Source organism: Psychrobacter immobilis (assembly GCF_003148585.1).
Classification (GTDB): domain Bacteria; phylum Pseudomonadota; class Gammaproteobacteria; order Pseudomonadales; family Moraxellaceae; genus Psychrobacter; species Psychrobacter immobilis.
In genome coordinates this window covers 67,601-91,675 of record NZ_QGGM01000011.1, presented here as the reverse complement: position 1 = coordinate 91,675, position 24,075 = coordinate 67,601, and the positions used below count along the sequence as shown (strand labels likewise).

The window sequence follows — 24,075 nt, the reverse complement described above, 5'->3', positions numbered from 1 at the left end:
AAGTCGTTATAAGCTAATGAGAATTATTTTCATGGAAAAATGATTTAGGTATAATACACACGTTGTCGACTACCGTTGGCAGCGTGTTTTTTTACCATATTAAAATAGCCTGATAGGTCAGTACATCGCTGTACCTCATCGACTAGAAGTGAAACACTTTATAGCATGCGATTTTAATGGTTCTAGATTAGAACTAAGGTACTCTTTATGAACACCACGATGAACACCACAAATATCTTTAAAGCTAAAACCCCTGCCTCTTTTTATGCGTCTTTTGTCAGCAAAACCACCCTGTTAAAGCCAACGCTTGGTATTCTATGTGTGCTATCCCTTAGTGCTTGTCAGCCGACGGACAGTGTGTCTGATGATATTTCTGAAAACGAAAAATCTGCCATTAATAATGGTGACAACCCAACGCTAACACCTGAACGCCTCCAAACCATCGAAACGCTCGCTGGCGTACCAATGCAGCAATTGGCAAGCTTTGATCCGCAAGAGGTCAAGCAAGGTGGCGATACAGGAATCAGTATTAGCAGCGCTGAGAGTTACTCTAAACCTTCATCAAACTTGACGGCATCACGAAAAGGGCATTTTTTTATTGGTAATGCGTTCTTTCGGCAGCCGTGGGTGATTGCCCCTGCGAGCACTGACAGCCGCGATGGTCTGGGCGCATTGTTCAATGTTGCTGCCTGTCAGTCGTGCCATGTCAAGGACGGTCGTGGTCATGCGCCTATGACCAGTGATGACGATGCCGATAGCTTGCTTGTTCGCCTTGCGATGCCAGCGACCACCGATGAGCAGCGTCAGCAACTGCAAAACTCACTTATCGAAAAAGTCGTTCATCCTATGTATGGTGGTCAGCTACAAGATCGAGGTATCCAAGGTGTGCCTGCTGAAGCCAGAATTGCGGTGCAGTGGACAGACAAGCCTGTTACTTTTGCGGATGGTCATGTCGAAACATTGCGTGCGCCCACCTTTAATTTAACCAAACCGGGTTATGGGGCATTTGATGATGATTTGATGGTGTCGCCGCGAGTGGCTTTACCGATGATTGGGCTTGGGTTACTCGAGCAAATACCGGATGAAGCGATTAAAAAACAAGCGGTTGATAATAAAAACAGTACGAATGGCGATATCAGTGGTAAGTTCAACTGGGTGATGGATCCACAGACTGGCAAGCATGCCCTTGGACGCTTTGGTTGGAAAGCAGGGCAAACCAAGCTTATCACCCAAAACCAAAGTGCTTTTAATGAAGACATGGGCTTGACCTCAAATATCCGTCCTCATGAATCCTGTATGCCGACACAGACGGCTTGTATGAATGCGACGACTGGGGCTGATGAGCAAGGCAATGGTAAGTCGCCCGTCGAAGTCAATGATGAAGTGGCTAAGTTTGTGGAGTTTTATACGCGAAATTTGGCAGTACCGCATCGGCGTGATGCTGACGATACGCTAGTGCTAGCGGGCAAAAAACGCTTTTATGATATGGGTTGCCAAAGTTGCCATACACCAAGATATCAGTTGCCAAAAACTGACGATGACCATCTTGAGCAGCATGGACAAGTGATTTATCCTTATACGGATTTGCTATTACATGACATGGGTGATGATCTTGCCGATCGCACGATTGCTGGAAAATTACCCGCAAAAAATATCCAAGTTGAGTTTTTAGCCAATTCTTATGAATGGCGTACGCCTGCTTTATGGGGCATTGGTCTGGCGCAAACGGTCGATCCACAAGCAACATTTTTGCATGATGGTCGCGCCCGTACGTTGATGGAAGCGGTGTTATGGCACGGCGGTGAAGCCCAGAAGCAACAGCAAAAAGTACTCAAACTCGACAAACAAGGTCGTTCTGAATTGAATGCGTTCTTACAGTCATTATAGAGATAAGGTCATTTATCTATGCTAAATGACTGGGTAATAACTGAGAAAGTAAGTGTTGATAAGGTTATCCGCCCAATCAAACACTAGAGACTAGAGCTTGTAAAGAGTAGAATTTAAACCATTATTGATAATAATATTGAGAAATTTATGAAAATAAACCATGCTTTAGCGATGGCCTTATCGGCCTTAAGCGCAGGCTTGCTGATCAGCTGTGTTAAACCGGCTGATGACAATAAAGCGCCAGAAGTAGATAGCCAAAAAGTTGCGCAAGACAGTGCGGCATCTACCAGCGCTGCAGAAAAAGATAGTAGTGGAGATAAAATTACCGCTGTCGATATTAGTGCCGAGACCGAAAAGACCTATTTGACCCATGTGGCAAATGACATTGTCATTCCAGCCTATGCGGATGCCGCAAAACAGAGTGATTTATTGCATGATTTGGCACAAAAGCATTGTCAGCAAGCACCAGTCAGCGGTGATGAGCTGCAAGCACTGCGCGATCAATGGCTAGTGCTTGCACAAGCATGGGCAGGCGCTGAGATGATTAACTTTGGTCCAGCGACCGCCAGCATGAGTAATTTATATATTAATTACTATCCTGATGAGCGCGGTCTGGTACACAGTGGCGTTGCCGATCTAATCGCTGCCAATCCTAAGCTCACCGCCGAGCAATTGGCTAACGAGAGTGCCATCGTGCAAGGGGTGCCAGGATTAGAAGAAGCGTTATATGCCAATGACAGTCTGGATGCTGCTCAATGTGCTTATGTGATGAGTGCAAGCAGTGCTTTGAGCACACGCCTAAAAGATATTGAGAAAAACTGGCAGCGAAATGCCACTAATCTATTAGCCATTGATAAAACGGCTGACAGCGATCAAGGGTTGAATCAATGGTTTAATTCTTTACTCTCGTTGGTTGAGACCATGAAGTCTAATGCCATCGATCAACCGTTAGGCTTAACAGGAAAGGCAAAAGGTCATTTGCCAGCCGCTACCGCAGAGCAAAGCCGTGCCATTATCAATGCTAAATTGGCGGCATTGAATGAAGCACTGACAGATCCCGTTTTGACAGCTATCTTAGGTAGCAATAATGAAAATGAAGTCGCGGATAACTTATCGACCGCGCTTGCTGATGCCACTACACTATTAGCGCAAATGCCAGAAGATTTAGGGACTGCCGATAAAGCCACTCAACAAGAGCTGTATGATCACCTCACGACTATTACACGTATCATTAAGCGTCAATTGATTCCGACGCTGGGTATCCGTGTGGGCTTTAACAGTACTGATGGCGATTAAAAAATGCACTCTATCGATACTAAGACAGCAAGTAAATTACCGCCGCAGCCAGAAGATCAGCAGTCTAATAATGAGCTGCTGGCAACATCAGCATTGACGATGCTTTCTACTATAATGGGTACCGTAGCGTTTGTCGGTATTCATCATCGTTATCGCAAGCAGCGTCAGCCTGATGCCCGCTTACAAGATTATGTCATAGGCATACGTTCGCAGTTGCAGTCGTTAACCTCTACACCAACACCCCAGCTAGCACGGTTTAGTTACGCTTGTCAGCAAGCCGCTACTGCATGGCAACACGCTTATCATTTATCGCTAGATGATAAGAATAATACCAACCATCATAGTGTCGCTGACTTTAGCGCGGCACATACCACCACCGTATTGACGCGACCCATTTGTTGGGTTAGCGGTGTCGCCTCTATGCCAAAAAATAGCGCCTTAGCAAATGATGATCAGCATACTGACAATGATTTTGGTGTGGTCGGTATTGATGCTGATCGACAAATCGTTTGGCAAACGACCATGCCTGAACGTGTCCATGATATTGTCGTTCAGCCTGTGCTTAGTGATCAAGATAGTACGATGAAGAATCATAGCAGTCGTGACGTCGTGGTGATGGGGCGCCGTCCGAGCGAAAAATTCTGGGTGCTTGATACTGCGACAGGACAAGTAAAATTCGCCATTAACGCTGCAAACAACCGTCATTTTTATGGACACGCTTGTTATAGCCTAGACGGTGAATTGCTGTATGTGACCGAGAATGACACCATAAGTTTGGATGGTAAAATCGGTATCTACGATGCTTACGATAATTATAAAAAAATAGCAGAGTATGACTCGCATGGTATCGGTCCGCACGAGCTGATTATGCATCCTGATGGCGAGACGTTAGTGATCGCTAACGGCGGTATCAAAACCGAGCAAGCGTCGCGTGAAGAGCTCAATTTAGACAGCATGTGTCCTTCATTGGTTTACGTTAATCGTCATACTGGTGCTTTAATTGAGCAGATTATGCCTGAGCACAATCAAATGAGCGTGCGTCACCTAGCCATGCATGACGATGGAACGGTGATGATAGGCATTCAATTCCAAGGCGAAAAGCATATCAATGTGCCGTTAGTATTGACCCATAAGCGTGGTGATACGGATTTTAAACCCCTTATTATGCCAAATGATCAATGGCAGCGCTTTCATCAGTATATCGCCAGTGTAGCGGTCGATAGTGCGCGTAACCTACTATGCGTGACCACACCAATTGGCGGTTGTGCAGCGATTTACGATTTAAATACTCGTACATTGATTGATGATGTTAGCCTGCCAGATTGTGCAGGTGCAGCAGTATTGTCTAATAATAATACTGAAAAAGCAGAAGATAATAATGAGCAATCAGGTTTTATCGTTAGTGATGGTCAAGGTCAGTTAGCGGCGTTAACTGTTAATAGCTTGGCAGCTGCTGAACTTGCTACTATAGATCAAGGTGAGCGTATTTTTATCAACAGTAAATATCATATGATGTCGTTTGATAATCACTTGCAAGCGCTCTGAGCATGAATGTACCGCCAGCAAATCATTCGTTTTTATTAGACAGCGCTAAACATTGTTTGGCGCAAGCAGGTATTGAGCTACATATCAGCAAAAAGCGGGTTAAAAATATCAATTTCCGCTTAAAGCCACATCAATTACTGGTATCTGTACCACTATTTATTAGCCCAGCCCAAGCTGCGCAGGCTGTGATGAAACGCGTGTCATGGGCGATAGCAAACCATCCGCAAGTATTAGAGCAGTATAAACGACAACAACTTCCTTTAGCGCAAGCTTTAACTGCTGATAGTACCTTGTCATTGTGGGGTGTAGAGCAATCATTCACCCTAAACCATGATGAAAAACTTGCCTATTATCGGCAACATCTCGCCGAAGCGATACCTGCATTATTTGCAAAGTGGCAACCGATTGTCGGTGCGACAGCCAATGAGATACGCCTTAAAAAAATGCATACGCGTTGGGGCAGTTGTAATACGCGTGCGCGCCGAATTTGGTTGTCTGTGTATCTGCCTGCTTATCCTATTGAATGCACAGAATACGTCATCGTCCATGAGCTGTGTCATTTGCACCATGCCAATCATAGCCGTGCCTTTTGGCAAATGGTGGCAACTGCAATGCCTGATTATCAGCATTGGCACGATATGCTGGCAGGGAAGACAGGAAAATTAGATTAAACGATTCATTTAAATAATATCCATAATCGTAAGGCATGTCCTCATTTTCATCACCATCTTTAAAGTGAGACACGCTCTAATAAGCCTGATATGATAAGACATAACGATATAAACCGTGTCGTTTAAATAATAAGTTTGTCTACAGGGATGTCATATGGAAAACGTCAATCAAGCGGAATTTTGGCAGCAGCGTTATGAGCAAGACAGTATAGGTTGGGATATGGGGCAGGTATCGCCACCGCTCAAAGCTTATATTGACCAACTGCCCGAATCTGCCAAAGAGCAAGCGATTCTGGTGCCGGGTGCGGGTAATGCTTACGAGGTAGGTTATCTACATGAGCAAGGGTTTTCCAATGTCACCTTGGTTGATTTTGCCCCTGCGCCGATTGCAGCATTTGCTGAGCGTTATCCTGACTTTCCAGTGGAGCATTTAATCTGTGCCGACTTTTTTGAGTTATCGCCTGAGCAGTATCAGTTTGATTGGGTGCTTGAGCAGACGTTTTTTTGTGCGATAAACCCATCACGCCGTGACGAGTATATGCAGCAGATGGCAGCGTTACTGAAACCGAATGGTAAGCTGATTGGTTTGCTCTTTGATAAAGACTTTGGACGAGAAGAACCACCGTTTGGTGGCACAAAAGCTGAATATCAGCGGCGTTTTGAGCAGCGTTTTGATATTGAAATCATGGAGCCAAGCTATAATTCACATCCTGCACGGCAGGGCAGTGAGCTGTTTATTAAGATGCGTGTAAAAGCGTAATTTCGTGCTCAATATTTTTTCGCGCCTGTTTTTCTAACCGTTCATAGTAATAATCTGTCAGATAAAGCGTTGGATGCGCCAGTAATTCTTTTAATACTGCCATGCGTCCGACGCGATAATCGTCATCTGAGACATGCGCATACTCTTGGCGTACAGCGTGAGCATAGTGTTCATACTCCGACCAAGATACCCCTAAAATACTTAAGTCCATATCTAGTAAATAAGCGGCATCGCTGTATTTTTCTCTCTCTTTAGCTTTGTTTGACCATTTGTCAATTTGATGACTAGCCGTCATCATAATCAACGCGTAGATATGTTGGCATTGCTCCGCATTTAAATAACCAGTTAATGACTCTACTGCATATTCTGCACTTTTAAGCTCGTTATCTGAGCGCGTCGGTTCATATATCACATCATGATACAACAGTGCTAACGCAATGATATGCGGCTCATGCAAATTATCCTTAACCTGATCAAACTGCCCAAACAACTGCTGAATATGTTGCAAGCTATGATAAGCACGCTGTGGCTCGTTATATCGTATGGCGATATTCTGCCAAAGTATGCTCACTTGCTCTAGCGTGATATGGCTACTTATAGCGGATAAATTCCACGTGAAAATCGTAACAAGCTCAGTATTTAGTTGCGACAAATCGTCCATCGTTAACCTTCATTTGATAACTGCTGGCAATTTACAACCAACAGATTATTCTTTATTAGCAGTATCTTCAAAGGCTTGCTTAAACACTTTACCCAATAAATTGACATCATCGACGCGGGCGTAGTTCAAACGGGTGACAAAGGCAATATGACGATGCGGTCCTTTCTCAGCGAGTGGTATCGCGACGGCATTTTGATTCTGCAGATGCAGCTGATCCAATGCCATTTCTGGCACCAATGTCGTTCCCATATTGGCAAGTGCCATCTGTATAAGGGTATTCAGACTGGCATCTGAAAAGCTTGACTTCATCTGTGCACGGTCAAAATGACAGACAGAAAGGGTTTGATCGGTCAAGCAATGCCCTTCGCCGAGCAGCATAAGATTAGCGGTAGCCAGCTCATCAGCGTTGATGGTTTCAAGTTTGGCATGCACATCATCTTTTGGGAATACGGCAAAGAAATCCTCGCTCCAAAACTCAAAGCTGTGCAAACCATCGACCGCATAAGGCAGCGCAATAATAGCCGTATCAATATGACCGTAACGCACTTGCTCTAGCAAACGCTCCGTTTGTTGCTCAACGATGGTCATACGAAATTCTGGATAATTTGCTCGCAGGGCAGGTAAGACTTTTGGCAGCAGATAAGGCGCAATCGTTGGAATGATACCGACAGTCATCGGATACGCCAGCGGCGATTGATGGCTATGGGCGCGTGTGGTCAAATCATTGACTTCAGAAAAAACTCGCTGCGCCCGTGTTAAAATGTCTTCACCGATAGGGGTAATCAATACTTGCTTATTATTACGCTCAAAAATCTGCGTATCCAGTTGCTTTTCTAACTCGGCGATACCCAAGCTCAGTGCCGATTGCGAGATATTACAGTCTTCTGCTGCACGTTTGAAGTGACGGTGCTTGGCCACTGCTAAAGCAAACTCAAGTTGACGTAAAGTAATCATAAAACCTCTCTATTAATGGGTTTTTAACGTGATATATTATGCTGATACATTTGGTGTACCAATTCGATATCCAAACTCGATGTCATCTTAACGTAACCTAACGGCTGTATAGTGACTGACGCATGCTCTATAGTGGCTGATGCATAATGCACTGATGATAAAAAGTAGAGAGAATAGTTTAACAAGTTTAATAAAACAAAACATCACATTAAAAACTTTTAACTGGATTAACGATAGAATTCGCGTATAGTTTGTCAGGTAGCCCAAAGCAGTAAAGGCTTAATAGAAACAATCATACCAAGAAATTTCAATCAACTTAACTATCAATCAACTATAAAGGAGCCAATCATGGCGTCTATTATTAATCAAGAAATCCCAGAATTTTCAGCTGATGCGTACGTTAATGGTGAATTCAAAACCATCACTTCAGAAGATGTAAAAGGCAACTGGGCAATCTTTTTATTCTACCCAGCTGACTTTACCTTTGTTTGCCCAACTGAACTTGAAGACATGGCGGCTCATTATGACGAGCTTAAAGGTTTGGGCGTAGAAGTATACTCAGTATCTACTGATACTCATTTCACGCATAAAGCATGGCATGATTCTTCAGAAGCGATCGGTAAAGTACAATACCCAATGATCGGTGATCCTACTGGCCGTATCACTCGTGGCTTTAACGTCATGATCGAAGAAGCAGGTTTGGCTGAACGCGGTACGTTCCTAGTTGATCCAGACGGTTTGATTCAAGTTGCTGAGATTCATGCTGGTGGTATTGGCCGTAGTGCAAAAGACATGCTACGTAAAGTAAAAGCAGCTCAATATGTTCGTGAAAACGATGGCGAAGTTTGCCCTGCCGCTTGGGAAGCTGGTCAAGAAACGCTAAAACCAAGTCTTGATCTTGTTGGTAAAATCTAAATCTTGATTTAACGAACTGGCTCAATACTTTAGATATTTGTAGTGCTGTATATCCTACTTTGAGTTAAATCAGCATTATAAATGAAGACCCCATCAGCATAAGTTGATGGGGTCTTTTTATGTTATTTATCAATAAGTGTTCTTATTCATGCATCGTGATAATAAGTGAAGCGCTAAGCATGAGATTGTAGTTTATTTTTATCAATTATCTTATAAATCTCATCTTTTAAATGCAGTTTTCGTCGTTTCATCAGTTCAATTTCTTCATCGCGACTGGTGTGTGTCACCAAGTTTTTATCCAACTGATTAATCTGCTGATCTAGCTGGGTATGCTCATCAAAGATCGTCGCAAAATGACTGTCTTTTAGCTTAAGCTCAGCAATAATGTCTTTGTTATCTTGCCATGTATCAGTCTTTCTCATGTTGTCATCCTTGTTATGAAGCGCAAGTTTGCAGTAAGCATCCGCGCATGGTCGTAAGATTGTTTTGATGAATTGCTATGATTTTGAGACTTGATTTTATTAAGCCAAAACACTATTTAGCTCAATATGGATAAGACCTAATAGTAGCAGAAAGCTTCTTTGATAAACTTGCATAAAAGACAATCTGCAACGAGGGAAATAAGAGTTTTTCCTATTAACCTCATTTGATTGTAGCGAAAAAACAGCCTTGTTACCACGAGAATAATTTAGATTTGTATTGAAATTTAATTTTAAATAATAATTAATGATTGGTTTTATAAAACATAAGGTTTGAGTTTCTCAGCTTGCCGAAACCCTCAGAACCTATGATAATAGAGACATCAAAGGGCATAAACTTATGGCCTATAATATTTTAGATAAAATTATTAATACCAAATAGTCTATATTTGAACGAGCAACATGACAGTTGCCGTTACATATCCAGTAATGATGAGGAACAAACATGATAGATAAAAGTTTATTAGATGCCATCAAAAGTTACAGCGAAAAAATGACTCGTCCAATTACCTTTGTATTGGGTAGTGGCGAACATAGTAAGCGTGCTGAGTTGATTGATTTTTTGACTAAAATCGCTGGCACCACAGATAAAATCAATTTTGATGCAACAGCAGCTGATGATAGCTTACCAAGTCCAATTAGCTTTAAAGTGGTCAGTCATGTCGATGGTGAATTGACTGATACGGGTATCGTCTTTAGTGGTATTCCCGGTGGTCATGAGTTTACCTCGCTGATTTTGGCTATTTTGCAAGCCGGTGGTCATACGCTAAAATTGGATGAAAGTATTCAAAAGCTGATTAAGCGTTTTAATAAGCCACTACAGTTTCAAACTTACGTATCGCTATCTTGCCACAGTTGCCCAGAAGTGGTACAAGCGCTCAACCAGTTTGCACTATTGAACGATGGTATTAGCAACGAGATGATTGATGGTGCCTTGTTCCAAGAGCAGGTTGATGCTAATAACATCCAAGGTGTACCAGCGGTATTCTTAAATGGTAAACCGTTTGCCAATGGTCTCATCGACACGGCAAAATTGATTGGAAAGTTGCAAGAGCAGTTTCCTGACTTGTTAGCAGAAGCTGATGACGATGCTGAGCAGTTAGAGCAGCAAGATGTGACGATTATTGGTGCAGGTCCAGCTGGCGTTGCCGCTGCGATTTATACCGCTCGTAAAGGCTTAAAAGTCACCATGGTTGCTGATCGTATCGGCGGACAGGTGAAAGACACGCAGGATATCGAAAACTTGATTTCTGTGCCTTTAACCACGGGTACTGAGCTATCAGCGAACTTTGAAAAACATTTACGCGAATACGATATTACTTTAAAAGAGCATGTCAGCGTCAAAGAAATCAGTGAGACAGAAGATGAAAACTATCGCATTCATCTAAACACGGGTGAGACGTTTGAGACACGCAGTATTATCTTAGCGACGGGTGCTCAGTGGCGTAAGCTTGGTGTTCCGGGTGAAGAAGAGAACATCGGTAAAGGCGTGGCTTTCTGTGCTCACTGTGATGGCCCATTCTTCAAGGGTAAAGACATTGCTGTCGTTGGTGGTGGTAACTCTGGTATCGAAGCGGCATTAGATCTTGCTGGTATCGTGAAGCATGTGACTGTGCTTGAGTTCGCGGATGATTTAAAAGCGGATCAGGTATTGATTAACAAAGCCAAAGAAAAAGCCAATATCGAATTTATCACTGGCGCAGCGACGCAAGAAATTAAAGCGACTGATGGTAAAGTGACTTCGATCGTGTATCAAGATCGCAGTACAGGTGATACTCATGAGCGTGACTTGGCAGGGGTGTTTGTACAGATTGGTCTAGTACCGAACTCTGCGTTTGTTAAAGGCTTTGTTGATTTGAACCGTTTTGGTGAAATTGAGATTGATGAGCGCTGCCGTACTGATCGTAAAGGTATCTTTGCTTGTGGTGACGTGACTACTGTGCCATTTAAGCAAATTAATATTGCGATGGGTGAAGGTAGCAAAGCGGCATTATCAGCGTTTGAATACTTGGTAATGCAGTAAGTTATTTCACGCTAAAGTCAGTCTAACAAGCCACCTCTTTTGAGGTGGTTTTTTATGGGTGCTGATATACTACTTGTAAAAATTTATAAATTAACTTATGTTCGTTAATATTTTATGAGAACCTTAATAGTGAAAAATAAATATGCAATTCGCAAAAATAATCATTGGGTTAAATGTCTAGTTTTTATATCGTTTATATTTAGTGTAACCAATGCTTATGCAGGGCAAACCGTCAATGAGATTCTGAATGAATACTATCCCATCTATAATGAGACAAAGCAGTGTCGAGGTATTATGGCTAATAACGGTTCATCAGATGGCGAAGGCACACTTTATCAAAACGGTTACTGTATTAAAATTGATAGACAATTAAAGGTACAAGCCAAGCAGGGTACAAGGTTATATATATCGGTCATTGGCGACATCGGTTTTAATGAAGATGGTAGCGAAGCGTATGGAGCACACGTCTTTTCTGGTCTAGTAGGCATGTTTGTTCTAAAGCCACGAGGTTCAGGCTGGGAAGTAGAATCTGCCAATCCAGCGATGAATGCAGGTGCTTTTGGTAAAGGGCTAAAAGGCTGGAAGCTGATACAAGTTGCCCCTGATAAGTGGGGATTTATTAATATGCATAGTGACTCGCATTGGGTTCATTCAGGCTCGGCTTTTGTGTTACTTACGCCAGACAAGAGTAATATTAGAAGAAGCTGGGTAGAAGCCAAGTATGAACATTCTAATGGAGGATCTGGGTCAGCAGGAGGTTGTAGCAATCCTGATGCCAGTACTTGTACACTTTTAAAGGCTAAGCTAGGCGTTGATAAGAAGACGATAATTAATAGTTTTTATCCATTAGAGATTACGCTAAACGGTTTTGAAGATGATAAGGTATATAAAAATCAAGTCTATCTTATTAAATATCAGCCCCGATTAGGGTATCAAGTACCTAATGATTATCCAATGAAAGATGTCAGTTTTTAAGTGTCGACTTTATTGTTTATATCGTAATGTACATCACGCTGCAGCTGTCGCAAAAAATAACTGTTAAGCGTTTAGGGAAAGATAAAGTATGACAAACTTCAAACTATCACAAATAGCTTTAAGCGTTGTTGGTGCGATTACGCTTATGAGCTTATCAAATGTTGCATCGGCAAAAAGCGTTAATGAGATTCTGAATGAATACTATCCTATCTATAATGAGGCTAAGCAGTGTCGAGGTATCATTGCTAATAATGGTTCATCATCTGGCGAAGAAACACCGCATCAAAGCGGATATTGCATTGAGATTGATAGACAACTGGAGGTACGAACCAAGCAAGGTAAACGGTTATACATATCAGTCATTGGTGACGTCGCTTTTCATGAAGATGGTAGCGAAGCGTATGGAGCACACGTCTTTTCTGGTCTAGTAGGCATGTTTGTTCTAAAGCCACAAGGTTCAGGCTGGGAAGTAGAATCTGCCAATCCAGCGATGAATGCAGGCAGCTCTGGTAAAGCTCTAAAAGACTGGAAGCTGATACAAGTTGCCCCTGATAAGTGGGGATTTATTAATATTCATAGTGACTCGCACTACAATCAATCTTTTTCTGAATATATCCTCATGACACCAGACTCTAAATCGAGAAAGATTATAGACAGTCACATAGCAGCGGAAGTTGAGTACTATAATGAATCGACAGCGCCTTCAGGTTGCAGTAAAGATAGAAAGGTAGAATATTGCACATTGCTTAAAGCCAAGCTCAATATCGATAAAACGGCGCTGATAAATGGGTTTTACCCGCTAGAAATTACAGTCAACGATCATGAGTATAACTATGATGCCTCAAAAAAGAATACCTATAACAATCAGGTCTATACAATAAAATACGAGCCAAAAAAAGGGTATCAAGCACCTAAAGATTATCCACTACAATGATGTTATCTACAGCTAGTTAGGTGTTTCATTGAGAACTACCGGCTCATCATGATTCTTATTGATGACGTAGCAACTCACTGTATATGGAATTGTGCTAATGACCTAAAACGCCATTTAAAGATAAAATCTCACCTGCTTCATCTTCTTTGATTACACGTGTCTCTTTTAACGCTGAATTGATCCAAGCTTGTATATGAAGGTTGTTTAACATCGTCTCACAATACTGTTTGGTCGTTGATTTCAACACTATACCAGAGGCATCGGCATACGTTTGCAAACGTAGAATAACTGGTGCGAAAAAAGTATCAGCAGCAGTGAAATGACCAAATAGATAACTGCCTGTTGAGCGCTCTTTCAGGCAATCTTCGAATATTTTTTCTATACGCGCGATATCATTTAAGCAGGCATTGCTGGGTTGTATTTTTGCTTTAGCTCGAATGTTCATCGGCATCTCGCTACGAATGCCTATGAACCCTGAGTGCATTTCCGCAATGATGCTTTGGCAATAAGCGCTATTTATTCTATTTCTAGTATTGGTCTCATCATCGGACTTCTTCAATCCTGTCCAAAGATCTAATTCTGTCAAATAATCATTGGCATGAATGGCAATCGCTAAAGTATCCCAGACTGTGACTTTTTCATCACCTTGACCATAAACCAGAACCGGTACTTTGCCTGTTGGCGCATGCTCATTGAGAATGGGTATCGCGGATGGATGAAACAGTTCAATCAGTTGCTCATCAAAATCAATATTGAAAGCTTTGAGTAATAGCCAAGCTCGTAATGACCATGACGAATAGTTTTTATTGCCGATGATGAGTAGCGGTTTTTGCATCATAAAATCCTAGTGAGCTGTATAAGTAGTATTTTATTATGTGCTCAATATTAAAAATTAACCAGTCTATAGTTCAGTAATTTCAATAAAAAACGCCCATCCAAAATTTGGACGGGCGTTTTTTCAGCAGTAGCGATTATATTTAAATCACTATCAATCGTCTAATAAATCCATACGCTTTGCCGCTTCATAAATACCTGTTGAGCGGTTGCCAGTACGGCAAAAGATCAGCATTGGCTGTTCAGCTTGATTAAAGAAATCAGCAAATTCTTCGACATGATTTTGATTAAGCTCACTACCAGCGAAAGACACTTCTTTATAAGCAAGACCTGCTTTTTTAGCAGCGACCTCAATCTCAGCGCTGGTCGGTTGATTCGGCTCTTCACCGTCTGGACGGTTGTTAATAATGGTTTTAAAACCATTTTCAGCAATCATAGGTACTTGATCAGGGGTGATTTGTCCGGTAATACTAATTTGATGGCTCATAAGAGCTCCTTTTTATTTTTCATATTAAATCAAGTGTGTGGTGTAAGATACAGAATCTTAGCCTAATCTGAATAGGCAACTTTCTAAAGAGACCGTATGTAAGCATTATCGATTTCTTATAGTAACGGTTATAACAAACCTTGCATCAATGCGCTTTGATACAACAATTTAGCACGTGCACCTGTTCCGCAAAACATCAATATTGGTTTAGGCATCGAGCGATAAAACGCCGCAAACTGCTCGACAGTCGCCATGCTCAAACGCTCATCATCAAACGGTAAATGATGATAAGTAAGGTTGGCTTTTGCCGTCGCACTGGTAAAGTCGCCGCTATTGGGCTGCGTTTCTGTCTCGGCATCAGGACGAATATTGAGCACGGAGCGGTAGCCAAGCTCAGCAATCTTGGTGCATTGGCTTGGATAAATTTGCTTATAAATGGTTAAATTATCGGTCATAAGTAGCTTCGGTCGCGTATATTAAAAGACGTTTGGAGGTATCGTATTGTAGCTAAGCGCCATTTTATAAAGGCTGTACTTTAGGTATCTCTTCTAAAGGCTGTATTTTTTAAGGGCTTATACCAATTTAGCATAACACAGCTTTTATCATATCTATATTTTGTCACAGCATAATAATAATTATGCTTGATTGAGCAACATATGTCTCACAGACCGATTAGATATCTTTTAGCGCATTTACCGCATCCATCGTGCTTAAATAAACTTGACCTGAGAGGGTGGTAATGACCGGAGTATGCTCGATGATGTCCATTACTGGCCCTTTAATAAAGCTAAAGTTTAAATGTTTATTTTGGTTCAACAGCTCTTGATTAAGACTGATAAGCATCTCTTGTCCGGTCAAGTCAATGTGATTGACCGCTGACATAATAAGAATAATCTCATGCGCTTCTGGATATTGCTGAGTGGCTTGTATGACCCTGCGATGGACGGATTCACTATTGCCAAAAAATAAGCTCTCATCGATACGCAGCATCAATAAATTGCTAAAGGTCACCACATCGTGACGGTTTATATTGCGAAAATGCCCTGTGCCAGCTAGCTGACCAACAACAGCGACGTGCGGTTTACTCGATTGCCAAATGAGGCTAGCAAACGACACCATCAAACCAATCACCAAGCCAGTATTTAATCCAAATATCAATACGCCGATGAATGCCGCCAAAAAGCTGGCCGCATCTAGGCGGTCGCGTTGCCATGCCGATTTCAAGGTTGCTATATCAATGAGACCGATGATCGATGCCATGATGGTTGCACCCAATAAAGCGTAGGGCAGTGGTGCGAGTACATTGCCAAAAGCGATTAAAGCAGCAATCATGACCAGCACGGTTACTAAACTTGCCACTGGTGTTTTGGCACCTGAGTCGGCATTGATAGCGGTGCGCGAAAAGCCGCCAGCGACGGTAAAGCCTTGAAAAAAGCCACCCGCCATATTGGCAAGTCCCAGTCCAGTCAGCTCACTATTGGCGTTAAAAGCCTCACCGCGCAGGCGTGCATAGTTGCTGGCGACGGAGCTGCTAGAGACAAAGATAATCAATGCCATCAAACCTGCGCTAGGTAATAGATTCAGCGCCTCATCGAAGTCTGGTACATAGGGCAGGGTAAAGGTTGGTAAGCCTTGTGGAATACTCCCAATCGTGGCCACGCCGTTCGTAGTCCAGTGTAAGCTGATGCTCAAAACAATCGCAATACCGAGCAAAATAAGCGGAAATAGTCGCTCAGTCCATTTGGCATAAGACACTGATAACCAAGATTTCCATAGCCATTTGCTACCGTAGCGATTGGCCACCAACAGTGCAAAAGCAATGACGCCAATAACTAAGGTTAGCGGATGTAGCTGGCGTGCATACATTTGCATACTTGATAGATAACCGATTAAGTTATTTCCAGCAATAGGAATCGCGGTCAGATATTTAAGTTGACTGATAAAAATTAATACGGCTGCACCACTGATAAAGCCTGCTGAAACGCCGCGACTGATAAACTGCATAATCCAGCCAAGCTTGAGCCGCCCTGCTAGCCATAACATCGTACCAACCATCAATGACAGCAAACTTGCCATCAATATATACTGCTGAGTACCCTCTGTAGCATAAGGATGCAGGCTGCTGGCTGTCATAATCGCTGTAATAGCGACAGGCCCTACTGCTTGCACATTACTCGATCCTATCCATGCATAGACCAACACGGGGACGATGGCCGCGTAGAGTCCATAGACGGGTGGTAATCCTGCCAATACCGCATAACCTAAGCTTTGCGGAATGACGAGCACCCCAACCACCAACCCAGCAACAACGTCAGTTGGCAGGGCAGACAGCTGGTATTGACGCAACCAAGCAGGAATCAGACGAGCGGCGATAGAAGGCATAGCAATATGTCATCACAATATATAGTCAATCCTATATAAATCAGATACGGTATCAGGCTCGCTTAGTCTACTATTGGTAGTACTTTCGCTTGCTTTCCTTGTATCTAAACTATATTGAACCGACTATAGTAGAAAAAATTGAATAAAAGAAAAGGTTAAATACAGCCAAGCGCTAAATTTATAAAGTTATGCTGAAAAATGACGCTAACAAGGGATGCTAAAAACGCAAGCCAACAAACTAGCTATCAGTTTTGGCACAAAAGCGTTCATACAATAAATGTAACACCGCCAAGGCATCGTCGCTGGCAATACTATAATAAATTTGCTTGCCTTCGCGGCGGGTCGTCACCAGCGCATCTTTGCGTAGAATACCAAGCTGCTGTGACAAGCTTGGCTGACCAACACCGACTAAGCTTTCGAGCTCGCTGACGCAATATTCTCCTTGAGTCAACTGACATAAGAGTAATAAGCGATCAGGATGTGAAAGCGACTTTAATAGTTGGCTGGCTTGCATGGACGCTTGCTGCATTTGCTCAGCAAGGTCTTTAGGTGCAAAGTCTGCTACGCTAGATGACGCATCATCAATGCTAGTAGTCGAGGTGCTCAATGCTGAAGTAGAAGTAGTCAGAGCAAGCTCCTTATATAAGACATAATAAAAAATTTAGGATTAATAGCTAAGATAAGATTAATTATCAATGATATTGCCACGGATAGCAAGTTATCATTATTTACATTATATAAATTGATAAAATGTTAAATCGTTGCTATATTGGTATGCATCGTTGATAAATATGTGGCGGTCAATACGATAAGTAGAAGCCGGTGCATATTATACTGAACAATTTATCAAAAAATAAAATATTCATCTAAAAGCAAAGAGGTAGCCATGCAAGTTCATTCATTCTTACATAGCGACACAGAAACTTATACTCACGTACTCGCGGACGTTCAACAACAAGTCTGTGCCATCATCGATCCTGTGTTGGATTTTGATGCTAAGTCAGGGCGCACGAGTACTACTAGCGTCGATGAGGTGATAGAGTTCGTCCGCGAGCATGGTTGGGAGCTGGTTTACATCATAGAGACTCATGCACATGCTGACCATATATCTGCCGCGATACATGTCAAAGATACACTCGGTGGGCAGTTGGTAATCGGTCAACATATCACCGAAGTGCAAAAAATATTTAAGCAAATATTCAACTTTGATACCAGCTTTCGCACCGATGCCAGCCAGTTCGATATTCTAACGGATGAGGGCGATACTTTGGCGCTTGGCAATATTACTATTACGGTCATGTATGTACCGGGTCATACGCCGGCAGATATGGCCTATATTGCTACTGATGATGAAAAGACCGTGGTCTTTGTTGGTGATACTTTATTTGCTCCTGATGTCGGGACGGCTCGCTGTGACTTTCCAGGTGGGGATGCCAAGACGCTGTACCACTCAATCAAGAAGCTCCTTGCGCTCCCTGAAGATACGATAATATATCTGTGCCATGATTATCCAAGCAAGGGTCGTCAGCACTGTCCAACCACGACTGTCGCTGCACAAAAACTGGGCAATATCCATGTCAAAGATGGCATCAATGAAGCAGAGTTTGTGCAAATGCGTGAGCGCCGCGATGCCACTCTTGACATGCCGCGTCTAATTATTCCATCGGTACAAGTAAACATCGATGCAGGTCATTTCCCAGAGCCAGAAGACAATGGTACCCGTTATCTCAAAGTACCGATTAATGTACTTGGGCAATAAGACAGATATCAGGATAAGTAGACATCAGAAGAAGCAAACATTATAAACATGCCTAACGTTACGTAAGCACAATACGAGTATAAGCCATCATAATGCTAGTCTTTACCGTAAACACATGGCTATATTACTCCTCTACCATTAAGCCTTCACACTTAAGGATTGAACCATGGAAATTAATATCGGCAGTACTGAGCGTTTACTACGTATCATCGCGGGTGTTGTGATTATCGGCTTGGGTTTGTATTTTCAAAGCTGGTGGGGCGTGATTGGCTTAGTGCCTTTACTCACAGGACTCTTCCGCTTTTGTCCTTTGTATAAAATGCTTGGGATGAATACCTGCAAGCGTTAAACGGTCGCTAGATTTATTGTCATAAATACATAATCAAGCATGGGTATTGGATACTTTGATCGACCAACACCCATGCTACTTGCATAGGAGTCTTATAATGAGTGAGCAAAACTCTCATCTGATCTGCCCACATTGTCAGGCAACCAATCGCATACCAGCAGCCAAACTTAGTGCTGCGCCAAATTGTGGCAAATGTGGTCAGCCGTTATTAACGGGGAGTCCTCATGAACTAAATGCCCAAACGGTTCGTAAAGTCATTCAAAAAAATGAGGTCTTGACCATCGTTGATTTTTGGGCGAGTTGGTGTCAGCCGTGTCTAATGATGGCACCGCAGTTCAAAGCCGCAGCGGCGCAACTGCCAAAAGTAGTGTTTGCCAAAATACAGACCGATAAATATGAGCAAGCGGCGGCACCTTATAATATTCGCAGTTTGCCAACCATGGTGGCTTTTAAAAATGGTAGAGAGATAGCACGGCAGTCAGGTGCTTTACCTAGCGATCAAATTGTTCAGTGGGTACAAAGCTTATATTCTTGAGTTTTAACGGATTATGATTATAAAAAAGCCAGTATGCTTATTGCATGCTGGCTTTTATATAACAAATACTATCTAAAGTCATCAAAGAATTGAGCAGTTAAATATTACTTATCAAACTTAACTTATTAAATATAATCTATTAAACATAACCTATCACGCATTACTCGCCATAAATCTTAACACCATTGGCAAAGCTACAACGTTGAATGCGGGCGGATTGAATGATAGCATCACGCTCGCCGTAGAGCCGTGATAACTTTGCATCGCGCGCCTTGGTATTGTTGCTTTTGCCAACGCCAAAACTGATATTAGGGGAGATGCCCCAACGCCCTGCAGAAACCCCAACCCCGACACCTGAGGTGGATAAAGTTGATTGCTCATTGTGTGCCGCGTCGACATAGCGATTGACGCGGGTATATTCTTGACTAAGGGCTTGGCAATCGTAACTTTGATACGTACTTGGTGGCACATATTGTGGCGTGACATTACCCGTCGAGGCACAGCCTGAGAGACCAAAAATGCCAGCTGTCGCCAGTAGTGTCGCTGCAATAAGAGTTTTCATAGTGGCTCCATCAGGCTAGGTTGAGGCGATTGTATTTATGTAAGATAGCAAAAATAATGGGATTAAGATATTGAAAATATGGCACTTATTAAATATTTTCAATGCTAGTAATATAAGTATTTGTGCAATCAAAATGTGATATGTTTATTAAAATAAGTTACCAGGTTTAGCAAAGGCTAGTACCACAATGCCCACATATGCCGCTCCAGCAATAAGAATACCGGTCTTTCTTTGGCTAGATGTGGCGTTATTATTAAACGCTTTAATACTGGCACTGATAGCCGCAACGAGTAAGATTACTTTTGCAAATACCCACTGTATGGGTGCATTGGCACTCATCAGCTGCATTAGCATGACTGCCCCTGACACAATAATGAGGGTATAGAGAATGTGCGAAGAGATTTTGACCACGCGTGGCGCTTGCTTGTTTGAGCTTAATACCAAATAGCTCTGATATAAAAACAGGGCAATGAGCAATACAGCCATGAGCATGTGTAGATGTTTCATGAGATATTATTTCCTTTAAAGGTGCAGTTTCAGCGCTTACTGGTTACATATGATTATGGTATGGAAAACACTACCTTCGCAATAGTTCGTTATTAGCCCTTGTTTTGTCCAGCACATAACGGACTATCAGGGCTTTGACCTTGCCATTCTATTGGGGTATAAGCATGAATCGCTAAAGCATGGATTTGACCGCCTTGCGAGGTTAATAAGGAGTTTGCCAGTCTATATACAAGCTGATGGCGTGCGACCAATCTTTTGCCTTCAAAAGCATCACTAACAATCGTAAGCTTAAAATGGCTTTCTTTGCCATCAAAATAACCAGAATGATTCATTGATTCATTCAACAATTCTATATGTTGCGGCTGCAACGCTTGTAGCTCAGCATTGAGGGCATCAGCAGTCGGTGTTTTACTCATAATAATCTTTCCATATATTTTGCCTAATAGTACTTGGCGGTATCATACTTAGCAATTTGTGAATTGCAAATAATGCCCATTATAGCAGACGCTATTAGCGGTAAAACCTGCTATTAAGTGGCGTGTGCCTGTAAGCAATTAAACTTTTGAGCAATCCTGTTTCTAAAAAATATAGCAATGAAAGATATTCTTTTTAACATACTGTCTTAATGACGATAAATAATAGCCAGTCATGGCAAGTAGAGGTATCTGTTAGCTATCAGCATAAAAAAGCAGAGCACAATTGATAGCCTGTACTCTGCTTTTATAAGTAACAACCATTTATTCAAAGCATGAAATCAAACAATCTCGTTAGCGACGCGCTTTTTGATAAAGTGGCATCACTTTAGGCATTAATGATTGCAATTGAGCAATACGATTGCTGCTGGTCGGGTGAGTGCTTAAGAACTGCGGTGGCTCACCTTGGCTAGCGCTTTGCATTTTTTGCCATAAGGTAACCGCTGCTTGCGGATTATAGCCAGCACGTGCCATTAACTCTAGACCAATTTGATCGGCTTCAGCTTCTTGTGTGCGACTATGCGGACGGCTCAGTCCCAAATCACCAGCGACGTTGGCAAGCTCAGCTTGACCTTGTGACAGTCCAAATATACTAGCAGCCACGCCGATACCAGTCTGTGTGGCATATTGACGTGAGAGACGTTCACGTGAGTGCTCACGCAGCGCATGTGACATCTCATGACCCATAATAGCCGCAATCTCGTCATCCGTGAGATTCAGGCGGTCAATGATACCCGAGTAAAACATGATTTTACCACCCGGTACCACAAAGGCATTCAGCTCATTAGATTTGATCGTATGCACTTCCCATTGCCATTTCGCCGCATCTGGACGGTAGACGCCGACCTGACCGACCAAACGATTAGCGATGTTCTTTAAGCGATTAAGCTGAACATTATTGGTATCTAACACGCCGCGCGATTTTGCTTCTTGCAACGTTTTGGCATAACTCTGTGCAGACAGCTGCAAAACTTGCTCACTAGAAACCAGTAATAGCTGCTGACGGTCAACGCCAACGGCCCCAGTACTGGTGGTGCTGGTACAGCCTGTCAGGGCTAGTGCCGACAATGAAGCGGCCATTACGGTGCTGGTCAGTAATTTTTTCATAATAAACATCCTCGCTGTAAATGATAAAAAGTAAAATAGAACAAAGTGGCGGTTAATAACAAAGCAGCTGTTATCAAAGCGGCTATTAATAGCAAAGCGACTATCGTTGAAACAATTATCGTTCAAATGAATCGTATTAAATTTTTTGTGGCATAAAAAGTTAAAGCAGCAAATAAGGCAATTTTTTATTAATGTTCCACCTATGCTTGCTATGTGACCTGAACAGTGAAATTTTACCCGAACTGTCATTAGGCATAAGTATAATAATGTTACTAAGGCAAAACCAATGCAGGAAAAGTAACAATACAGCGTAGGATTGTAAATGAGAGGGACGTTGACACCAACAAATCTATTTTTCGCTATTAACGTCTATAAACTTGATAGGCGGCATAAATCTCAGTCAAAAAATAGTCTCATAGGCAATGAGATACTACCTACAAGGACAGAGCTTCAGATTTCTAACATTATTCTGAAAAATAACTGATATTATTTTAAATAAATAATTATCGCTAAATCAATTGTTTATGATAATTACATCAATAAATAGCGAGTTAAAGACATAATATTGAAAATAAACGTTAAAAATAAGGTTGACAGTACTAGAATATCTGATAGAATAGCCAGCCTATCGAGACGGAGTTGTTGTTAACAACACCACAATTCGATAATCAGCGGGAATAGCTCAGTGGTAGAGCATAACCTTGCCAAGGTTGGGGTCGAGAGTTCGAATCTCTTTTCCCGCTCCAAATATGGCTTGAAAAAGCATCAAAGCCTCACTTTATTGTGAGGCTTTTTTTTGTCCTGATTTTAAGGGTTGTCATTGTTTCTTAAGAATATTTCGATGATACTCCAAGTTACTATCGACGGAATTCACGACATAGATTACTAAAAGTTGTAGCGCCAAAACTAAGTTACAAAAGGTGGTCAATTTGACACATTAGCCTCAGTTTAATCACGCATAATTATATAGATCGTTTAAACGAATATAACAACAAATAATCCATCTATAGACCATGATGATAATAAGGAATAATTATGCAAGAATTCAAACATAGAGCATTTAATGAATTATTTGATCTGTCAGGAAAAACCGCAATTGTGACGGGTGGTGCAAATGGTATTGGTAAAGCAACGGCGTTACGTCTAGCACAAGCTGGGGCAAATATCGCTGTTGCTGATTTAAAATTAGAAGATGCAAAGGCTGCGGTCAAGGATATCGAAGCTTATGGTGTAAAAGGCTTGGCAGTCGAGTGTAATATCTTAAAAGATGAAGATTTGGTCGCTATGGTAGACAAGGTCGTCGCTGAATTTGGCACTGTCAATATTTTAATCAATAATGCTGGCGGCGGCGGCGGCGGTCGTGAAAACCCAGCCACCGCATCGGTCGATGATATTCGCCGTGACTTTGAGTTAAATGTGTTTAGTGGCTGGCGCTTGTCTCAATTATGCGTGCCACACATGAAAGCGTCGGGTTATGGTTCGATTGTATTTACCACTTCGATGTCGAGTATCAATAAAAGCCCGAACATGAGTGGTTATGCAGGATCAAAAGCGGCTGTCAATCATATGGTGGCGAACTTGGCACATGATTTTGGCCCTGAGGTACGCGTCAATGCGGTTGGCCCTGGTGCCACGCGTACTGATGCGTTAAAAACTGTACTAACACCAGAAATCGAAAAGAAAATGCTAGAACATACGCCGATTCAACGTTTGGGTGAAGCCGATGATATCGCTGGTGCTATGCTGTATTTTGCCGCACCACTATCTGAGTGGGTCAGTGGTCAAACCATATTTGTGAATGGCGGCGGTGTGCAAACCTTAGACTAAGCTTATCTATTTAGACAGTTGGTTTTTTCATTTGTGCTGCTTGAATGATGGTATTAAACCATGATGTTAAAGCTATAGTAAATAGTAAAAAAACCGTTATGAAAAGCGTCATTCAACGTATAGTTGGGTGACGCTTTTATCGTTTTAGGCCTA

At 42.2% G+C, this 24,075-nt stretch carries 25 protein-coding genes and 1 tRNA gene; 14 read left to right on the top strand and 12 right to left on the bottom strand.

The window, feature by feature from the left end:
* The first annotated feature begins 207 nt into the window (after positions 1-207).
* From C8D84_RS09785 to C8D84_RS09765, 5 genes are all read left to right on the top strand, one after another.
* Positions 208-1,887, top strand: coding sequence for a di-heme oxidoreductase family protein (locus tag C8D84_RS09785; RefSeq protein WP_228244530.1), 1,680 nt, complete (start codon positions 208-210; stop codon positions 1,885-1,887).
* A 147-nt stretch (positions 1,888-2,034) separates the two neighbouring features.
* Positions 2,035-3,183 carry an imelysin family protein gene (locus C8D84_RS09780; protein WP_109591807.1) on the top strand — a complete coding sequence of 383 codons (1,149 nt, stop codon included), beginning with the start codon at positions 2,035-2,037 and terminating at the stop codon, positions 3,181-3,183.
* A gap of 3 nt (positions 3,184-3,186) precedes the next feature.
* Positions 3,187-4,728: a DUF1513 domain-containing protein gene (locus C8D84_RS09775; protein ID WP_109591805.1), complete on the top strand. Its 1,542-nt coding sequence runs from the start codon at positions 3,187-3,189 to the stop codon at positions 4,726-4,728.
* A gap of 2 nt (positions 4,729-4,730) precedes the next feature.
* On the top strand, positions 4,731-5,399 hold the full coding sequence (locus tag C8D84_RS09770) for a M48 family metallopeptidase (RefSeq protein WP_109591803.1): 669 nt from the start codon (positions 4,731-4,733) through the stop codon (positions 5,397-5,399).
* 154 nt (positions 5,400-5,553) lie between these two features.
* Positions 5,554-6,159: a methyltransferase domain-containing protein gene (locus C8D84_RS09765; protein WP_109591801.1), complete on the top strand. Its 606-nt coding sequence runs from the start codon at positions 5,554-5,556 to the stop codon at positions 6,157-6,159.
* Here C8D84_RS09765 and C8D84_RS09760 read toward each other — a convergent pair.
* Positions 6,137-6,820, bottom strand: a complete 684-nt coding sequence (locus tag C8D84_RS09760; RefSeq protein ID WP_109591799.1) for an HD domain-containing protein — start codon at positions 6,818-6,820, stop codon at positions 6,137-6,139. The genes C8D84_RS09765 and C8D84_RS09760 overlap by 23 nt on opposite strands.
* Positions 6,821-6,865: 45 nt before the next feature.
* Positions 6,866-7,774, bottom strand: coding sequence for a hydrogen peroxide-inducible genes activator (locus C8D84_RS09755; protein WP_109591797.1), 909 nt, complete (start codon positions 7,772-7,774; stop codon positions 6,866-6,868).
* A 348-nt stretch (positions 7,775-8,122) separates the two neighbouring features.
* Here C8D84_RS09755 and ahpC point away from each other — a divergent pair, with 348 nt between their 5' ends.
* The gene (gene ahpC, locus C8D84_RS09750; protein ID WP_045453533.1) at positions 8,123-8,689 is read left to right on the top strand and encodes an alkyl hydroperoxide reductase subunit C; all 567 of its coding nucleotides are present in this window, start codon (positions 8,123-8,125) and stop codon (positions 8,687-8,689) included.
* A 173-nt stretch (positions 8,690-8,862) separates the two neighbouring features.
* On the opposite strand, the gene C8D84_RS09745 is transcribed toward ahpC, so the two are convergent.
* On the bottom strand, positions 8,863-9,111 hold the full coding sequence (locus C8D84_RS09745; protein ID WP_045444089.1) for a YdcH family protein: 249 nt from the start codon (positions 9,109-9,111) through the stop codon (positions 8,863-8,865).
* A 502-nt stretch (positions 9,112-9,613) separates the two neighbouring features.
* Here C8D84_RS09745 and ahpF point away from each other — a divergent pair.
* The 3 genes from ahpF to C8D84_RS09730 all read left to right on the top strand — a co-directional run bounded on the left by ahpF (position 9,614) and on the right by C8D84_RS09730 (position 13,100).
* Entirely contained in the window at positions 9,614-11,191 is a 1,578-nt protein-coding gene (gene ahpF / locus C8D84_RS09740; protein ID WP_109591795.1) for an alkyl hydroperoxide reductase subunit F, read from the top strand.
* Positions 11,192-11,485: 294 nt separating this feature from the next.
* Complete coding sequence (locus C8D84_RS09735; RefSeq protein ID WP_146192892.1) at positions 11,486-12,166, top strand: hypothetical protein; 681 nt, start codon at positions 11,486-11,488, stop codon at positions 12,164-12,166.
* Between the two features lie 88 nt (positions 12,167-12,254).
* The gene (locus C8D84_RS09730; protein WP_109591791.1) at positions 12,255-13,100 is read left to right on the top strand and encodes a hypothetical protein; all 846 of its coding nucleotides are present in this window, start codon (positions 12,255-12,257) and stop codon (positions 13,098-13,100) included.
* 94 nt (positions 13,101-13,194) lie between these two features.
* Here C8D84_RS09730 and C8D84_RS09725 read toward each other — a convergent pair whose 3' ends face one another.
* The 5 genes from C8D84_RS09725 to C8D84_RS09705 all read right to left on the bottom strand — a co-directional run bounded on the left by C8D84_RS09725 (position 13,195) and on the right by C8D84_RS09705 (position 17,410).
* The gene (locus tag C8D84_RS09725; RefSeq protein ID WP_228244529.1) at positions 13,195-13,938 is read right to left on the bottom strand and encodes a glutathione S-transferase family protein; all 744 of its coding nucleotides are present in this window, start codon (positions 13,936-13,938) and stop codon (positions 13,195-13,197) included.
* 150 nt (positions 13,939-14,088) lie between these two features.
* Positions 14,089-14,421, bottom strand: a complete 333-nt coding sequence (locus tag C8D84_RS09720) for a TIGR01244 family sulfur transferase (RefSeq protein ID WP_055124751.1) — start codon at positions 14,419-14,421, stop codon at positions 14,089-14,091.
* Positions 14,422-14,549: 128 nt separating this feature from the next.
* Positions 14,550-14,876 (bottom strand): beta-lactamase hydrolase domain-containing protein, encoded by a 327-nt coding sequence (locus C8D84_RS09715; RefSeq protein WP_060491797.1) that lies wholly within the window; start codon positions 14,874-14,876, stop codon positions 14,550-14,552.
* Positions 14,877-15,093: 217 nt separating this feature from the next.
* Positions 15,094-16,803 carry a SulP family inorganic anion transporter gene (locus tag C8D84_RS09710; RefSeq protein WP_109591787.1) on the bottom strand — a complete coding sequence of 570 codons (1,710 nt, stop codon included), beginning with the start codon at positions 16,801-16,803 and terminating at the stop codon, positions 15,094-15,096.
* 238 nt (positions 16,804-17,041) lie between these two features.
* Positions 17,042-17,410 (bottom strand): ArsR/SmtB family transcription factor, encoded by a 369-nt coding sequence (locus tag C8D84_RS09705; RefSeq protein ID WP_319020723.1) that lies wholly within the window; start codon positions 17,408-17,410, stop codon positions 17,042-17,044.
* Positions 17,411-17,689: 279 nt separating this feature from the next.
* On the opposite strand from C8D84_RS09705, the gene C8D84_RS09700 reads away from it, so the two are divergent.
* The 3 genes from C8D84_RS09700 to trxC all read left to right on the top strand — a co-directional run bounded on the left by C8D84_RS09700 (position 17,690) and on the right by trxC (position 19,446).
* Positions 17,690-18,562 (top strand): MBL fold metallo-hydrolase, encoded by an 873-nt coding sequence (locus tag C8D84_RS09700; RefSeq protein WP_060491795.1) that lies wholly within the window; start codon positions 17,690-17,692, stop codon positions 18,560-18,562.
* Positions 18,563-18,728: 166 nt separating this feature from the next.
* Positions 18,729-18,911: a YgaP family membrane protein gene (locus C8D84_RS09695; RefSeq protein WP_045444095.1), complete on the top strand. Its 183-nt coding sequence runs from the start codon at positions 18,729-18,731 to the stop codon at positions 18,909-18,911.
* 97 nt (positions 18,912-19,008) lie between these two features.
* On the top strand, positions 19,009-19,446 hold the full coding sequence (gene trxC, locus C8D84_RS09690; RefSeq protein ID WP_109591785.1) for a thioredoxin TrxC: 438 nt from the start codon (positions 19,009-19,011) through the stop codon (positions 19,444-19,446).
* A gap of 160 nt (positions 19,447-19,606) precedes the next feature.
* On the opposite strand, the gene C8D84_RS09685 is transcribed toward trxC, so the two are convergent.
* The 4 genes from C8D84_RS09685 to C8D84_RS09670 form a co-directional block, all read right to left on the bottom strand.
* The gene (locus tag C8D84_RS09685) at positions 19,607-20,008 is read right to left on the bottom strand and encodes a hypothetical protein (RefSeq protein ID WP_109591783.1); all 402 of its coding nucleotides are present in this window, start codon (positions 20,006-20,008) and stop codon (positions 19,607-19,609) included.
* Positions 20,009-20,155: 147 nt separating this feature from the next.
* Positions 20,156-20,515, bottom strand: coding sequence for a SirB2 family protein (locus C8D84_RS09680; RefSeq protein ID WP_109591781.1), 360 nt, complete (start codon positions 20,513-20,515; stop codon positions 20,156-20,158).
* Positions 20,516-20,607: 92 nt separating this feature from the next.
* Complete coding sequence (locus C8D84_RS09675) at positions 20,608-20,931, bottom strand: BolA family protein (RefSeq protein ID WP_109591779.1); 324 nt, start codon at positions 20,929-20,931, stop codon at positions 20,608-20,610.
* Between the two features lie 351 nt (positions 20,932-21,282).
* On the bottom strand, positions 21,283-22,095 hold the full coding sequence (locus C8D84_RS09670; protein WP_109591777.1) for a M48 family metallopeptidase: 813 nt from the start codon (positions 22,093-22,095) through the stop codon (positions 21,283-21,285).
* A gap of 671 nt (positions 22,096-22,766) precedes the next feature.
* On the opposite strand from C8D84_RS09670, the gene C8D84_RS09665 reads away from it, so the two are divergent.
* Positions 22,767-22,841 (top strand) — tRNA-Gly (locus tag C8D84_RS09665).
* A gap of 289 nt (positions 22,842-23,130) precedes the next feature.
* Entirely contained in the window at positions 23,131-23,922 is a 792-nt protein-coding gene (locus C8D84_RS09660) for a glucose 1-dehydrogenase (RefSeq protein WP_109591775.1), read from the top strand.
* Positions 23,923-24,075: the final 153 nt, after the last annotated feature.

What these genes read in the sequence shown, in the direction of transcription:
- C8D84_RS09785 (WP_228244530.1), top strand. Translation starts at nt 208, where the DNA reads ATGAACACCACGATGAACACCACAAATATCTTTAAAGCTAAAACCCCT.
- C8D84_RS09780 (WP_109591807.1), top strand. Translation starts at nt 2,035, where the DNA reads ATGAAAATAAACCATGCTTTAGCGATGGCCTTATCGGCCTTAAGCGCA.
- C8D84_RS09775 (WP_109591805.1), top strand. Translation starts at nt 3,187, where the DNA reads ATGCACTCTATCGATACTAAGACAGCAAGTAAATTACCGCCGCAGCCA.
- C8D84_RS09770 (WP_109591803.1), top strand. Translation starts at nt 4,731, where the DNA reads ATGAATGTACCGCCAGCAAATCATTCGTTTTTATTAGACAGCGCTAAA.
- C8D84_RS09765 (WP_109591801.1), top strand. Translation starts at nt 5,554, where the DNA reads ATGGAAAACGTCAATCAAGCGGAATTTTGGCAGCAGCGTTATGAGCAA.
- C8D84_RS09760 (WP_109591799.1), bottom strand. Translation starts at nt 6,820, where the DNA reads ATGGACGATTTGTCGCAACTAAATACTGAGCTTGTTACGATTTTCACG.
- C8D84_RS09755 (WP_109591797.1), bottom strand. Translation starts at nt 7,774, where the DNA reads ATGATTACTTTACGTCAACTTGAGTTTGCTTTAGCAGTGGCCAAGCAC.
- ahpC (WP_045453533.1), top strand. Translation starts at nt 8,123, where the DNA reads ATGGCGTCTATTATTAATCAAGAAATCCCAGAATTTTCAGCTGATGCG.
- C8D84_RS09745 (WP_045444089.1), bottom strand. Translation starts at nt 9,111, where the DNA reads ATGAGAAAGACTGATACATGGCAAGATAACAAAGACATTATTGCTGAG.
- ahpF (WP_109591795.1), top strand. Translation starts at nt 9,614, where the DNA reads ATGATAGATAAAAGTTTATTAGATGCCATCAAAAGTTACAGCGAAAAA.
- C8D84_RS09735 (WP_146192892.1), top strand. Translation starts at nt 11,486, where the DNA reads ATGGCTAATAACGGTTCATCAGATGGCGAAGGCACACTTTATCAAAAC.
- C8D84_RS09730 (WP_109591791.1), top strand. Translation starts at nt 12,255, where the DNA reads ATGACAAACTTCAAACTATCACAAATAGCTTTAAGCGTTGTTGGTGCG.
- C8D84_RS09725 (WP_228244529.1), bottom strand. Translation starts at nt 13,938, where the DNA reads ATGATGCAAAAACCGCTACTCATCATCGGCAATAAAAACTATTCGTCA.
- C8D84_RS09720 (WP_055124751.1), bottom strand. Translation starts at nt 14,421, where the DNA reads ATGAGCCATCAAATTAGTATTACCGGACAAATCACCCCTGATCAAGTA.
- C8D84_RS09715 (WP_060491797.1), bottom strand. Translation starts at nt 14,876, where the DNA reads ATGACCGATAATTTAACCATTTATAAGCAAATTTATCCAAGCCAATGC.
- C8D84_RS09710 (WP_109591787.1), bottom strand. Translation starts at nt 16,803, where the DNA reads ATGCCTTCTATCGCCGCTCGTCTGATTCCTGCTTGGTTGCGTCAATAC.
- C8D84_RS09700 (WP_060491795.1), top strand. Translation starts at nt 17,690, where the DNA reads ATGCAAGTTCATTCATTCTTACATAGCGACACAGAAACTTATACTCAC.
- C8D84_RS09695 (WP_045444095.1), top strand. Translation starts at nt 18,729, where the DNA reads ATGGAAATTAATATCGGCAGTACTGAGCGTTTACTACGTATCATCGCG.
- trxC (WP_109591785.1), top strand. Translation starts at nt 19,009, where the DNA reads ATGAGTGAGCAAAACTCTCATCTGATCTGCCCACATTGTCAGGCAACC.
- C8D84_RS09685 (WP_109591783.1), bottom strand. Translation starts at nt 20,008, where the DNA reads ATGAAAACTCTTATTGCAGCGACACTACTGGCGACAGCTGGCATTTTT.
- C8D84_RS09680 (WP_109591781.1), bottom strand. Translation starts at nt 20,515, where the DNA reads ATGAAACATCTACACATGCTCATGGCTGTATTGCTCATTGCCCTGTTT.
- C8D84_RS09675 (WP_109591779.1), bottom strand. Translation starts at nt 20,931, where the DNA reads ATGAGTAAAACACCGACTGCTGATGCCCTCAATGCTGAGCTACAAGCG.
- C8D84_RS09670 (WP_109591777.1), bottom strand. Translation starts at nt 22,095, where the DNA reads ATGAAAAAATTACTGACCAGCACCGTAATGGCCGCTTCATTGTCGGCA.
- C8D84_RS09660 (WP_109591775.1), top strand. Translation starts at nt 23,131, where the DNA reads ATGCAAGAATTCAAACATAGAGCATTTAATGAATTATTTGATCTGTCA.